This window comes from Verrucomicrobium sp., assembly GCA_028283855.1.
GTDB lineage: Bacteria > Verrucomicrobiota > Verrucomicrobiia > Methylacidiphilales > GAS474 > GAS474.
This window is the reverse complement of the sequence record JAPWJX010000004.1, coordinates 1-13,132: the sequence shown is the minus strand read 5'-3', so window position 1 is coordinate 13,132 and position 13,132 is coordinate 1. Positions and strand designations below refer to the sequence as shown.

Genomic DNA, 13,132 nt, shown 5'->3' with positions numbered 1-13,132 from the left:
AAGGCTACCTTGCCGCATGCCATTGGCCTCCACCAATCCGGCGACCGGCGAGACGGTCCACACGGTCGCCCCCCTCTCTCCCGCCGCGCTGGAGGAAAAGCTGGCCCGGGCGCGGGAAGCCTTCGCCCGCCAGCGCGCCCTTTCCTTCGCGGAACGCGCCGCGCCGCTCCAACGCCTGGCCGCGCTCCTGGAAGGCGAGGCGGACCGCCTGGCCCGCCTCATGGCGCTGGAGATGGGCAAGCCGCTCCAGGCCGGGCGCGATGAAGCGGCCAAATGCGCCACCGCCTTCCGTTACTACGCCGCGCATGCCGCGCGCCTTCTGGCGGAAGAGCCCGTCGAAGTTCCCGGCGGCGGCCGCGCCGCCGTCCGCTACGAGCCGCTGGGGCCGCTCCTGGCCCTCATGCCGTGGAACTTTCCCTTCTGGCAGGTGGCCCGCGCCGCCGCGCCCGCGCTGATGGCGGGAAACGTCGTCCTGCTCAAGCACGCGGACAACGTCCCTCAATGCGCCGCCGCCCTGGAGGAGCTCTTCCTCCGCTCCGGCTGCGCGCCGGGCGTTTTCCAAAACCTCGACATTGAGATCCAAACCCTTCCGCAGCTCATCGAAGATCCCCGCGTGGCCGCCGTGACACTGACCGGCAGCGTGGCCGCGGGCCGTTCCGTGGCCGCGAAGGCCGGCGCGGCGCTGAAGCCGACGGTGCTGGAGCTGGGCGGCAGCGATCCCTTCCTGGTCCTGCCCAGCGCGCCTTTGGAGGAAACCGCCGCCCAGGCGGTGAAGGCCCGCATGCTCAACGGCGGCCAGTCCTGCATCGCGGCCAAACGCTTCCTGGTCCATGAGGCGGTCTACGCCGACTTCGAGCGGCTCTTCGTCGAGAAATGCCGCACGCTGAAGGTGGGCGACCCGCTCGATCCCGCCACGGAAATCGGCCCCCTGGCCCACGCCAAGGCGCTGGCCAGCCTGGAACGGCAGGTCGCCGAGGCGATGAAGGCCGGGGCGCGGATCCTCTGCGGCGGCCGTCGCCTGCCCGGCCCGGGCTTCTATTTCGAGCCCACCGCCCTGGCCGGGCTGCCTCCGGACGCGCCGGTGGCGAAGGAGGAGTGGTTCGGCCCCGCCGCGCTCCTCTTCCCGGCGCGGGACCTCGACGAAATGCTCCTGGCTGGCCAACGGGACGCCCTTCGGCCTCGGCGCGAGCGTTTGGACAAACGATCCCGCGGAACAGGAACGGGCCATCGCGGACCTGGAAGCCGGGCAGGTCTTCGTCAACGGGCTGGTCGCCTCCCAGCCCGCGCTCCCCTTCGGCGGGGTGAAGGACTCCGGCTACGGCCGGGAGCTGGGCGCGTGGGGGCTGCGCTCCTTCGTCAACGTGAAGACGGTCCGCGTGGCCTAGGGACTAGCGGAGCTGGCGGTAGATCTGGTCGAAGACGCCGCCGTCGTCGAAGAACTCCGGCTGGGCCTTGCTCCATCCGCCGAAAGTGTCGTCGATGGTGAAAAGAGTGAGGTCGTGGAACTGCCGTCCCGCCTTCTCCGCCGCCTGCGCCAGGCGCGGGCGGTAGCCGTCCCGGGCGATGATCTCCTGCCCCTCCGGCGTGTAGAGAAAGCGCAGGTAGGCCTCCGCCAAGGCGCGGGTGCCGTGGCGTTCCGCCACCTTGTCGACCACGGCCACGGGCGGCTCCGTCAGGATGCTGGAAGAGGGGTAGACGATCTCGAACTTGTCGCCGCCCGGCTGCTTTTGGGAAAGGAGAGCCTCGTTCTCCCACGCCAGGAGGACGTCCCCCAGGCCACGCTGGACGAAGGTGTTCGTCGCCCCGCGCGCGCCGGAGTCGAGGACGGGGACGTTCTTATAAAGCGCGGCGACGAAGGCGCGGGCCTTCTCCTCGCTCCCGTATTTCTTCCGCGCGTAGCCCCAGGCGGCCAGAAAGTTCCAGCGCGCGCCGCCGCTGGTCTTGGGATTGGGGGTGATGACGGAGACGCCCGGCTTCGCCAGGTCGTCCCAGTCGCGGATCTGCTTCGGGTTTCCCGCGCGGACCAGGAAGACGATGGTGGAGGTGTAGGGGGTGCTGCGGTCGGGAAGGCGGCCCTGCCAGTCGGCGGGCAGCAGGCCGCTTTTCCGCGCGATGACGTCGATGTCGTAGGCCAGGCCCAGGGTCACCACGTCGGCCTCCAGGCCGTCGATGACGGCGCGGGCCTGCTTGCCGGAGCCGCCGTTGGAAAGGTGGACGGCGACTTTGTCGCCCGTCTGCGCCTGCCAGGCACGGGCGAAGGCGGCGTCGATATGGGAATAGAGTTCGCGGGTCGGATCGTAGGAGACGTTGAGGAGCGTCGCGTCCTTGGCCCGCATGGTACAGGGGGCCATGATCCAAAGGGAAAGGGACAGAAGCCAGAGGAGAGAGAGATGGCTTTTCATTCGCGGTAACGCGTGGGGAGCGGAGCCTTGGGGAACTTCGGATCGGGGCCGACCCGGTCCAGCGGGCCGAGCACGGCCCTCCGGAACGGAAGCGGTCCCGAGCCGTCGGGCTCCAGGGCTGCCTTCCTCCACTTTTGTGGGTAGGGTTTAGACATAGCCTCCACAATCGCGCAGTAATCTATTTAGTCAATAGGATATGCGCACTATTCCTATCCCCTTGTACTAATTAAGGAATAGCCTTAGGTTGCCGCCTTATGCCTGACCATCAATTCGATGTGGCCATCCTAGGCAGTGGCTTTGCCGGGGTCTACGCCGCCCGCAGCCTGCGCCGCCAGCTGGGACCGGAGGGGGCCAAGCGCGTCGCCCTCATCTCCGACTCCAATTATATGACCTTCCAGCCGATGCTGGCGGAGGTCTGCGGCTCCTCCCTTTCCCCCCTCCACGTCGTCAATCCCAACCGGATGTTCTGCCGGGGGGTCAACGTCCTTTGCAGCACGGTAACGGCCGTCGACCTCGACGCCCGGAAGCTGACCCTCCACGCGGGGGACTGCATCGGCACCTCCGAGGTCCAGTTCAAGGAACTGGTGCTGGCGCTGGGCAGCGTCGTCGACCTACGGCGCGTCCCTGGCATGGCGGAGCACGGCCTGCCCATGAAGACCGTGGGCGACGCCATCGCCCTGCGCTCCTCCATCCTGGACCGCTTGGAGGAGGCCAACCTGGCCCGCGGCGAGGACGAAATGCGCCGCCTCCTCACCTTCGTCGTCGTCGGCGGCGGCTATTCCGGCGTGGAGACGGCCGGGCAGTTAATGGACCTCTTCCAGGGCGTCCGCCGCTTCTATCCCGGCCTGGAAAAGGCCGCGCCGCGCGTCATCCTCATCCACTCCGGCCCCCATCTGATGCCCACGATCGGCGAAAAACTCGGCGCCTACAGCGAGCGGAAACTGCGCGAGCGCGGCATCACCGTCCTGCTCAACTCCCGCGTCCAGGCCGTGACGGCCACCCGCGTCTTTCTGACCGACGGCACCTCCTTCGAAAGCCGCACCGTGGTCACCACCGTGGGCAACGCGCCCCACCCCCTCATCCTCGACCTCTGCAAGAAGCACAACCTGCCGAACGACAAAGGCCGCCTGACCGTCGACGCCACCCTGCGCGTCCCGGGGCGGGACGGCCTCTGGGCCCTGGGCGACTGCGCCGCCGTCCCCTACGTGGGCGGCGGGCTCTGCCCGGCCACCGCCCAGTTCGCCCTGCGGCAGGGAACGCTGGCGGGGAAGAACATCGCCGCCGTGCAAAAGGGGAAGGCGCCGAAGCCCTTCACCTTCAAAAGCCAGGGGGAACTGGCCGCCATCGGCCACCAGACGGCCGTGGCGGAAATCATGGGGCTGCGCTTCTCCGGCTTCCTGGCCTGGCTCATGTGGCGCGCCATCTACCTGAACAAGCTCCCCGGCCTGGACCGGAAAATCCGCGTCCTCATCGACTGGGTCTTCGACCTCTTCTTCCCGCGGGAAATCAGCCTGCTGCGCACCGTGCCCACCAAGGTGCTGCGGGAGATGTACCTGGAAAAGGGCGATCCCCTGGGCCGCGCCGGAGAGCCCCTCTCCTCCCTCTACATCGTCAAGTCCGGCCGCATCGACCTGAACGACGAACACGGCCTGGTCCGCTCCGTCGGCCCGGGCGACTACTTCGGGGAAAAAGCCCTCCTCACCGACCGCCGCTGGCTCTTCAACGCCACCGCCGCCCAGCCCACCCAGCTCATCGCCCTGGACGGGCAGAGCTTCGTCGACCTGGCCGGGGCCAGCCAGGGCATCCACCGCTTCTTCGAAAAAACCTCCCGCCGCTTCGCCCGGCGCGAGGAAGTCACCCGCCGCATCGAAGAGCTGCCCGCCGCCTTCCACACCATGACGGCGCGGGAATTCATGAGCTCCCCCGTCGTCTCCCTGCGGGAGGGAATGACCATGGGAGAAGTCGCCGGCCTCGCCCGCCAGCACCCCTTCTCCTCCTACCCCCTCCTCGACCCGCAGAACCGCCTCCTGGGCGTCGTGGAACACGGCGACCTCACCGAGGTCTTCCGCAATCCGGGCATCACCCATGCGACAAAAATCGAGGACAGCAAAATTCCCTGCGTCCCCGCCTCCGCCGTCCACGAGGAGACCCTGCTGCCCGAGGCGCTGGAGCAATTCAGCCGCAGCGGCGCTTCCAAGCTGCTTGTACTGAACGAGGCAGGCACCGTCACCGGCATCCTCACCCTCCTGGACGTCGCCGTCCGCAGCCAGGCAGAACACGAAAATTCCAATCGCGATTAACACACTAGTAGCTAACGCCTAAGTAAAAAAAGTTTGCAACGTTTCCGAACCTCCTTATTTTCCTGCCCGATGAACTATCGCTCTCTTCTGACTACCTGCGCCGCGGCTGTCGCGGTGCTCGGCCTCGTGGCCGCCCCCCTGCACGCCGGGGATTCCAAAACCGCCGTCGACCCGAAGGAACTCGGCGTCAAAGCCGCCGCCGAGGACTATGACTGGTCCATCGAGCTGGGCAGCGGCGCCGCCTTCTCCAACGTGCGCGAAAGCCACCTGGACGGCTACACCTACATCCCCGTCAACGCCACCGCGGCGCTGAAGATCGACGACGTCTCCCTCGACAACCAGCTGGGCGGCATCCTCCGCGGCTACACCGAGTTCCTCTTCCAGGGCTACTACGACCAGATCGTCAACGGCCCCTCCGGCGAAAACTACATCGCCGGCGCGAACTTCGGTCCCCGCTACAACTTCGTGCAGCCGGGCTGGAAAGTTGTTCCCTACGTCCAGGGCCTCGTCGGCTTCGGCTTCGCCGACTCCAACCCGACCGTCGTTGGCGGTTCCGCTCACGGCCTGGGCCAGGACTTCAACTTCACCTTCGGCGTGGGCGTCGGTGTCCGCTACGACATCAACGACCGCTGGTTCACCCGCGTGGGCGCCGCCTACACCCACTTCTCCAACGCCGGGCTCTCCGAGCCCGCCCACCCCAACCGCGCCATCGACGCCGTCGGGCCGCAGGTTGGCGTCGGCTACCGCTTCTAATCGCAGCAGCCGTCACAAAAAAAACCGCCGGAGATTTTCTCCGGCGGTTTTTTTGTGCCCGCGTCCGGTTGCACAACCCCTCCCGCACCCTATATTGACCCCATGGCCTCCACCCCCCACCTTCGCGTTTTCCCCGATCCCGGCGCCGTCGCCCGAGCCGCCGCCGACCTCCTCCTAAAGGAAAGCGTGGCCGCCGCCGCGGCCAACCGCACCTACCGCGTCGCCCTCTCCGGCGGCTCCACCCCCAAACGCCTCTACGACATCCTCGCCACCGACCCCTACCGGGACAAAGTCCCCTGGGACCGCATCCACTTCTTCTTCAGCGACGAGCGCAACGTCCCGCCCGACCACGCCGACAGCAACTTCGGCACCGCCCGCCAGGGCCTCTTCTCCAAAGTCCCCGTCCCCGCCGCCAACCTCCACCGCGTCCTGACAGAACGGCCCGATCCCGCGGAAGCCGCCGCCCTCTACCAAAACGCCATCGTCGCCTCCTTCGCCGCAAACGTGGAAAAAAACACCCCCCCCACCTTCGACCTCATCTTCCTGGGCATGGGCGCCGACGGCCACACCGCCTCCCTCTTCCCCGGCACCCCCGCCCTCGCCGAACGGAAACACTGGGTCGCCGCCAACTGGGTCGAAAAACTCCAGACCCACCGCATCACCTTCACCTACCCCCTCCTCAACCGCGCCGCCCGCGTCCTCTTCCTCGTCACCGGCGCCGACAAAGCCGAGCGGATCGAAACAATCTTCGGCCCCCAAGCCCTCCCCCACGCCTACCCCGCCCAAGACGTCGCCCCGGAACCCGGCCTGCTGGAGTGGTACCTAGACGCCCCCGCCGCCGCCCGCCTCAGCCTCCCCGTCGAAGGGGAAGCCACCGCCGCCACCCCATGAAACTAGCAGGCCGCACCGCCCTCGTCACCGGCAGCAGCCAAGGAATCGGCCGGGAAATCGCCCTGCGCCTCGCCCAGGAAGGAGCCAACGTCGCCGTCAACTACCACAGCCACCCCGCCGAAGGAGACAGCGTCGTCGCCGAAATCGAAACCCTGGGCCGCCGCGCCGTCTCCCTCGGCGCCAACCTCGGCTCCGTTCCCGAACTGACCGCCCTCCTCCAAAACGCCGTCAAAAAACTCGGCCCCATCGACATCCTCGTCAACAACGCCGGCGTCGAAAAAGCCGCCCCCTTCTGGGACGTCACCGAAGCCGACTACGACCTCGTCCTCAACGTCAACCTCAAGGGCACCTTCTTCCTCACCCAGGCCTTCGTCCGCCACCTACGCGCCCGCCAAGCCCCCGGCCGCATCGTCAACATCAGCTCCGTCCACGAAGAACTCCCCTTCCCCCACTTCACCTCCTACTGCGCCAGCAAAGGCGGCATCAAAATGATGACCCGCAACCTCGCCATCGAACTGGCCCCCCTGGGAATCACCATCAACTCAATCGCCCCCGGCGCCATCGAAACCCCCATCAACAGCAAACTCCTGCACGACCCGCAGAAACTTGCCTCTCTCCTGGGAAACATCCCCCTCGGCCGCCTCGGCCAGCCCCGCGACATCGCCGGCGCCGCCGCCTTCCTAGCCTCCGACGACGCCGCCTACATCACCGGGACGACCCTCTTCGTCGACGGCGGCCTTCTTTGGAACTACCAGGAACAATAGCCCCCAGCCCCGCCAGCGCCCCGTCCCGCGCCCGCGGCACCAGCGCCATCACCGCCCCCCCGGCCCGCACCAGCGGCCCCAACAGCCGCCGCATCCAGCCCACCCCCTCATAGGCCACCGCCAGCGCCACAATCGCCGCCAGCGCCCCCCCCTTCGCCACCGCGCCGACCTCCACATGACAGGTCGTCTCATAAATCAGCAAAAGGCCAACAAAACCCACCAAGAGAAACGCCGTCGGCCCCAAAATCGGAAACCGGTCCAAAAGCCGGATAAAAAAGCCCGCCAAAAACCGGAGCGCCACCATCCCCAGCAGCACCCCCGTACAAACCACCCACAACTTCGGACTCAAAGCCACCGCCGCCACCACATTATCCAGACTCAACGTCAAATCGATCCACTGAATCGCAAAAAACGTCGGCCAAAACCGGGCCGCCACATGAGCCCCCTCCGCCCCATCCTTCCCAGCCCTCCCCAGCTCCACACACATCAAATAAACCAAATAGGCCGCCCCCAACAGCTTCACCCACTCATTGCGAATCACCCACGACGCCAGCAGCAACGCCACAAATCGGAACAAATACGCCCCGCCCATCCCCAGCGTCAGCGCATGCTTACGCTGCGCCACAGGCAGCCGCTTCGCCAGCGCCGCCACCGCCAGCGCATTATCCACCGAAAGCAGCCCCTCAATCACCACCAGCGAGCCGATCGCCGGGAGCGCCTCCACCACCTCCGCCCCGGAAGGCATCAGAAACCCCGTCACGCCGCCGCCCCCTGCCCGCACCGCTCCGCCAAAAACTCCCGCATATCCGCCGGCAACGGCGCGCGGAACTCCAGCCGCTTCCCCTGCCACCAAAAGCGCAACGCCGCCGCATGGAGCGCATGGCGCGGCAAAAGCAGCTCCCGCTCCATCTCCGGCGTCCAGCCGCCCTCGATAAACCGCAAAAAGTGTCCCGCATCCGGGCCATAAATCTTATCCCCCACCACCGGCATCCCGATCGTCGCCAAATGAACCCGGATCTGATGCAGCCGCCCCGTCCGCGGCGCCGCCCCCACATGCGTAAAGCCTCCCCCCGCAGCAATCCGCCACACCCGCGTCTGCGCCGCCACCCCCTCCCCACGCGGCACCACCCCCTGCCGAATACGAACCGGATTCTCCGCCGTGATCCCCAGTTCCTTTAGCGAAGCCTCAATCTCCAACGCATCCAGCGCCGAAGCCATCTCCCCCCAGCAAATCGCCTCGTACTCCTTGTCTAGCGACCGGCGCTCGATCAGCTTCCCCAGCTTCCCCGTCGTCTCCAGATTCTTCGAGACCAGCACCAGCCCGCTCGTCTCCCGGTCTAGCCGATGCACCAGCGTCAGATAGGCGCCCGGCCGCTGCGCCCGCAGCCACGTGATAAGAGAGGGCTGCCCATCCAGCCGCGTCGGGTGAGAAAGGAGATGAGCCGGCTTATCGACGACCAAAAAATCGTCCAATTCCGCAAGGATCACCGGCTCCATGGGAGAGAGGATGCCGAGGCATTTTGCCCTTGCCAAGGAGGGAGGAATCGCCTTGAATTCCCGTCCCTTCGGGCAATGCGGGTGTAACTCAGTTGGTAGAGTGCAACCTTGCCAAGGTTGATGTCGCGAGTTCGAGTCTCGTCACCCGCTCCACTCTTATAATCAATAGTTTAAAAATAAAATCCATCGAAAGTGAGAATGCGAGTGAGAATAAACTCACCCGTGTTCTGGGACGTTCATAGACGTTCGAAAATGCTTAAACTGTCCCGCTCAGAAACCCCACGCATTTAGAATGCGCCCATGGCTAGGGTTTGATTCCATTAGGGCTCTAAAGAGGCTTATTAAGCCCGGTGAAGTCCTGTTGCCGCGGCGATTATCGCGGAAGATCACCAGAAGCTGTTCGTCTCCCTATTCCATTGGACGCTTACGTATTGTTTGTGATCCACACTCACAAGCTAGCAAGGAGGTCGAGATAAAGCCGCTTCGTGTATATCTGCAAGATGTCGTAAATTATCGACATGCACGAAAGGGGTCAACCAATTGAGCATGCTTACCCTTCTTCTCGCGATAGGTCTCTTTTAAGTGGTGTTCGCAGAAAAGCTCGGTTCCAGTGAGCATAATGACCGCCGCTCTGGTCTTTTTGCCGATCCTTATCAAATTCGAGTCCCCATTCAGCAAATCGACGTAATTTCTTGAGTTCTCCTTTGCTGAGTTCGGAGGCCTCCTTCATCGTCGCAAAAACTATGATTGAGCATGGAAATGTTTCCGCGATTTCCATCATTCGGTCAAAATCATCGTCAAGAAAACACTCCTTTCCGAAACTTTTTGCCTCACCGAAAACAATGTCCGTTTCGTTATCACATCCATTACGGGATTTTCTTTGGTACCAAAGCAGGATATCCGCCTCAGGCTTTTCCCCGTCTGGGAATGTCATATTCTGACCGCCCGACCAAGTTATCTGCGCGTCGTGGGATCGACCGATCACATTTACAAAGAAGCGCAGTGCGAGAGCCGAGGTGTATGCGCCTTTTGCATAGCCTGGTAGCGCAAATGGCCCAACCACTCTGTAAGCCCAACGCGCAAGATCGATTTTGGTTGGATCTTTAAGAGGAAATGGAAAGCCTCGGAGACATAGGTCACATTCTACCAATGCATTAAGTTGAGATAGAGCAAACCAAGTCCAGCTATGGCATCTCGGACATTTGAGTTCGTAGCCAAGTTCGACAGCCTTTTTATCTACCAACGTCTCAAAAGTCTTTCGATAGGGGTGCTTCTCTCCAAGGGCTCTGTTGATTCGATTTTCGAATTCGTGTCGCTTAAGTGACTTGGAGACGCTTCTGGTCATGCCTTCAAGAAGCTCGACCACGCCTTTATTTGCGATCTGCCCGACACCCCAAAATCCGCCCAACGCTTGGACCATTTGCTGCGTCGCCCTGCCAGCATCAGAAAGCACCGACTCGATATTTTTGGCCTCGAACCATTGGTTGAAGGTATCTGATCCGCTAAACAGCTCCCAATATGCAGAGTCCTCTTTGAATCGGGAAAAACAGACAAGCCCTTCAGTGGTAGCGATTGGGCGTTCGTCTCCAAAACCATATCTTGGAACCACCGAGGCACGGACGTCACAGGGAAACACGGTTGCGACGCTTTCCCTGTGCCAACTGCGCATGCGAACAATGTTTGCCCACCCATTCTTGTTGGCATAACGGGCGGCAAAGTCGGGAGCTAGGAGATCGAACTGAACTTTTGGATCTTCTGGATCGAAGGGGATGTCGACTCTCTTGCTCTTTGCTTCAAGTCTGGGACGTATTGTGCGAGCCATCATACTCGGAGGTGGACGCCAAAAGGGAGGATACCAAGTTTGAACTAGATTCGCGTGAGGCTGCGTGGTCTGAAGGTGCTTTGGATATAGCTGATCACATTGTGCGATTGAAAATGAGCGCGCAAACATGACCTTTACCCTGAGCATGACACCGTTGGAATTGCCAGGCAGAGGTCGATATCCTTCAAGGATGATTTTTTTTAAAATTTCCGACATCTGTGGCAGCCATTGAAAAGGAACCGCAAGAACCGAACGGTGAATAGCTCGGTAGTTCCAGAAATCGATTAAATCGCTGGGCTTACTTGGATTTACGATGAATAGAACGGTTTCTTCATAAGAAGAATAGTCGGCTTCTAGCTTCATCTCACCAACGTGCAGGGGGGAAAGATATCGCTTCTTGAGAAGCTCAACAAAAGCGGCGGCATCGAATGCTATTTCGGCCGGCGCAAATGCATCTTTGAAAGCCCGTTTTAAATAGGTCAACCCGGTTTCAGTTGGAAAGGCACCAAACAGTGCCGCAGCGAATAGCCTAAATTTGGAATCTTTTGGCTTAGGAATGACAAAATTCCGAGGATGACGGCGCACGAACTGGAACTCTTCTTCGTATAAGTTCCTGTAAAGTTCGAACACGCTCTGCCCAACGCCTTGCTCCAATTTCAGTTTATTCCGTTCCAAAACATCATCGATTTGCAATACCCGCTTGGGACTATAACCAAGCCCTTCGGACAAACCTTTCTCAGCTTCAATCAGGAAGTCTGGCTCAAAAAAATCGATGTACCCATCTGATACCTGCCTTGCATTATCAACTCCGTATCCTTCGCGATCCCACCAAGCGGGTAGACGCTTAAAGAATGGGATGATTGGGTTAAAACGGCCTCCCCATAGGCAGGTATTTATTTGAAAAATACTCTGCAAACGGACGGCATCTTGGGGGCGCACGAGAAATGCAAGCCGGACAGGACGAAGACGAAGATCAATGCTTACTTTGTCCATGACTGATGGTTTTAATTAGGCGGACAAAGCAATGGAAATGGCCGCATGCCGCAGAGATTGAAATAAGCTCCGTGATGGCGTCCCAGAGGAGGCACAAAGAATAGTCGATACGGATATTTATTTTTAGCGGGATTGCAGATTTAATTATTCTTTTCCGTAATTAGATTATTCTTTGGGTACGACCTTATCATTATAAAGGCCATATATCCACAAAGGGAAAACGCACAAGCTGTTAATGGCAATCCCCAAGCGGACGGAAGATATTTTATTAATAAAATGCATGCCATCATCACAAAGCCTATTCGCAAATGATGCTTTGTTGTGTGGCGATGTCTTTCCATCATTCCCCGCCCTTTTTCAAGGATACCGTCTATGTACTCTAATCGGGCCAATTTTTGATCAACAGTTTCAACTTGGCTTAAGCCTTGATGCAATACTTGTGGTGCGTGATGCAATATTTGTGGTGCGTGATGCAATATTTGTGGTGCATTTTGTTTTTTACCCAAAACCACAGGTTTACTCTTTTTCTTGCGAGTGGGGAGCAGCTTTAGTGTGATCGATAAACCCAAGCCAGCGAGAAGAGCTTGTGCCGGAGAACTGGGTTGAGCTATCGCATCTGCAATCATTCCGCCTAAGACAGAGGAAAGAAAAAGATCGAAAGTTACCTTCCAAGGTTTGGCATCCTGATTCACTTCGACATTCAACGCCTGTAAAATGGAAAAGGGTTGTTCGTCCTTCAAGCGAGCTACGATGTACAAAGCTGCAGCTCCAAGACAGGAATAAAAGATTGGAGATAAAACCAACGATTTTGCGATCATATGCAGCTGAGATCCCGAAACGGCATAAAATGAGGAATCAAATTTTGAAACCAAGCCGAGAGGATTCCTCCAGAATGCGCGTGGCATGCTGGAGTTGCTTCTCGCTTGGCTGTTTCCTGTCAAAGTTAAAAACCCTTCCCACGCTGTAGGCCAAAGAACGCTGCCAGGATTGCAGATTCCCGGTTCCTTTGCCCAAGCCGCAAGGCTTTTCCACCCGGCCCCACCGAGAAGGGAGCACGGGATGACCGGGATCAATCAGAATTCCCACGGGCGTCTTCACCTCGCCATTGGTTCCGGATTTGCGCATGGGAATTTTCACTGAAATCTCAGTCTTTCGAAATCCAAACTCCAGCACTCCTCCCGTTTGGCCCATTCTGTGACATTTCTTCCACCAGCGTTGTGAACAAGGTGGTAATGTGCCTGTTCGGCCACCTTGGCGATGACTTCCTTCAGTTCTTCAGATAACCCCTGTTCCTGCCATATCGGATCAAGCTCAAGCGTTGACCGGTTTGATGGGAGATCCATGCCAGCGTATAGGTCACAATCTGAGCACGATAACCCCCAAAAGCTTGAGCTTGGACAACCCGCTCGGTGGTTCGGAACAGGATGAGTTTGGCAACAAGACTCCGGAAAGCCAATTCATCCGGCATCGTCGGCTGTTCCCTCAGTCTTTCGGTAAATCTTTGACAAAGCTTTTCTCTGCCCCAAGACACATACGATTTGATGCTGTCCTCAAGTATTTTCAGCCTTTGCGAGATCTGTCTTTGTGAATTTCTGATGTGGAGGATGCTGAATCTTGAATTCCTTTTTCTTTGCCTCAGTCGGAGCCCGTCCAATCGCGTCCATGTAAGCGCCTGGCTCTTTCGTAGAACCATTTGGTGAGAATGTTGGA

The 13,132-nt window shown here is 60.4% G+C and carries 10 protein-coding genes and 1 tRNA gene; 6 read left to right on the top strand and 5 right to left on the bottom strand.

The window, feature by feature from the left end; translation table 11 throughout:
- Positions 1-16: 16 nt before the first annotated feature.
- Complete coding sequence (locus PW734_08355) at positions 17-1,486, top strand: aldehyde dehydrogenase family protein (GenBank protein ID MDE1171201.1); 1,470 nt, start codon at positions 17-19, stop codon at positions 1,484-1,486.
- Here the strand turns inward: PW734_08355 and PW734_08350 are convergent.
- A complete protein-coding gene (locus PW734_08350) occupies positions 1,389-2,402 on the bottom strand; it encodes a sulfate ABC transporter substrate-binding protein (protein MDE1171200.1) in 1,014 nt (337 codons plus the stop codon). The genes PW734_08355 and PW734_08350 overlap by 98 nt on opposite strands.
- Before the next feature lie 254 nt (positions 2,403-2,656).
- Between PW734_08350 and PW734_08345 the strand changes: the two genes are divergently transcribed.
- The 4 genes from PW734_08345 to PW734_08330 all read left to right on the top strand — a co-directional run bounded on the left by PW734_08345 (position 2,657) and on the right by PW734_08330 (position 7,110).
- A complete protein-coding gene (locus PW734_08345) occupies positions 2,657-4,702 on the top strand; it encodes an FAD-dependent oxidoreductase (protein MDE1171199.1) in 2,046 nt (681 codons plus the stop codon).
- A 69-nt stretch (positions 4,703-4,771) separates the two neighbouring features.
- Positions 4,772-5,455 (top strand): acyloxyacyl hydrolase, encoded by a 684-nt coding sequence (locus PW734_08340; GenBank protein ID MDE1171198.1) that lies wholly within the window; start codon positions 4,772-4,774, stop codon positions 5,453-5,455.
- A 102-nt stretch (positions 5,456-5,557) separates the two neighbouring features.
- Complete coding sequence (gene pgl, locus PW734_08335) at positions 5,558-6,346, top strand: 6-phosphogluconolactonase (GenBank protein ID MDE1171197.1); 789 nt, start codon at positions 5,558-5,560, stop codon at positions 6,344-6,346.
- Positions 6,343-7,110, top strand: coding sequence for a glucose 1-dehydrogenase (locus tag PW734_08330; GenBank protein MDE1171196.1), 768 nt, complete (start codon positions 6,343-6,345; stop codon positions 7,108-7,110). The genes pgl and PW734_08330 overlap by 4 nt, the downstream gene beginning before the upstream one ends.
- Here the strand turns inward: PW734_08330 and PW734_08325 are convergent.
- Together PW734_08325 and PW734_08320 are read right to left on the bottom strand one after the other, a co-directional pair.
- Entirely contained in the window at positions 7,052-7,855 is an 804-nt protein-coding gene (locus PW734_08325; protein ID MDE1171195.1) for a hypothetical protein, read from the bottom strand. The genes PW734_08330 and PW734_08325 overlap by 59 nt on opposite strands.
- Positions 7,856-7,866: 11 nt before the next feature.
- Positions 7,867-8,607 (bottom strand): RluA family pseudouridine synthase, encoded by a 741-nt coding sequence (locus tag PW734_08320; protein MDE1171194.1) that lies wholly within the window; start codon positions 8,605-8,607, stop codon positions 7,867-7,869.
- A gap of 77 nt (positions 8,608-8,684) precedes the next feature.
- Here PW734_08320 and PW734_08315 point away from each other — a divergent pair.
- A tRNA-Gly gene (locus PW734_08315) sits at positions 8,685-8,760 on the top strand.
- Positions 8,761-9,157: 397 nt separating this feature from the next.
- Here the strand turns inward: PW734_08315 and PW734_08310 are convergent.
- Together PW734_08310 and PW734_08305 are read right to left on the bottom strand one after the other, a co-directional pair.
- On the bottom strand, positions 9,158-11,422 hold the full coding sequence (locus PW734_08310) for a hypothetical protein (GenBank protein MDE1171193.1): 2,265 nt from the start codon (positions 11,420-11,422) through the stop codon (positions 9,158-9,160).
- Between the two features lie 140 nt (positions 11,423-11,562).
- The gene (locus PW734_08305; GenBank protein MDE1171192.1) at positions 11,563-12,327 is read right to left on the bottom strand and encodes a hypothetical protein; all 765 of its coding nucleotides are present in this window, start codon (positions 12,325-12,327) and stop codon (positions 11,563-11,565) included.
- Positions 12,328-13,132: the final 805 nt, after the last annotated feature.

Coding starts and splice junctions, on each gene's coding strand:
- PW734_08330 (MDE1171196.1), top strand. CDS start 6,343: ATGAAACTAGCAGGCCGCACCGCCCTCGTCACCGGCAGCAGCCAAGGA.
- PW734_08310 (MDE1171193.1), bottom strand. CDS start 11,422: ATGGACAAAGTAAGCATTGATCTTCGTCTTCGTCCTGTCCGGCTTGCA.
- PW734_08305 (MDE1171192.1), bottom strand. CDS start 12,327: ATGCCACGCGCATTCTGGAGGAATCCTCTCGGCTTGGTTTCAAAATTT.
- PW734_08355 (MDE1171201.1), top strand. CDS start 17: ATGCCATTGGCCTCCACCAATCCGGCGACCGGCGAGACGGTCCACACG.
- PW734_08340 (MDE1171198.1), top strand. CDS start 4,772: ATGAACTATCGCTCTCTTCTGACTACCTGCGCCGCGGCTGTCGCGGTG.
- PW734_08325 (MDE1171195.1), bottom strand. CDS start 7,855: ATGCCTTCCGGGGCGGAGGTGGTGGAGGCGCTCCCGGCGATCGGCTCG.
- PW734_08320 (MDE1171194.1), bottom strand. CDS start 8,607: ATGGAGCCGGTGATCCTTGCGGAATTGGACGATTTTTTGGTCGTCGAT.
- PW734_08350 (MDE1171200.1), bottom strand. CDS start 2,402: ATGAAAAGCCATCTCTCTCTCCTCTGGCTTCTGTCCCTTTCCCTTTGG.
- PW734_08345 (MDE1171199.1), top strand. CDS start 2,657: ATGCCTGACCATCAATTCGATGTGGCCATCCTAGGCAGTGGCTTTGCC.
- pgl (MDE1171197.1), top strand. CDS start 5,558: ATGGCCTCCACCCCCCACCTTCGCGTTTTCCCCGATCCCGGCGCCGTC.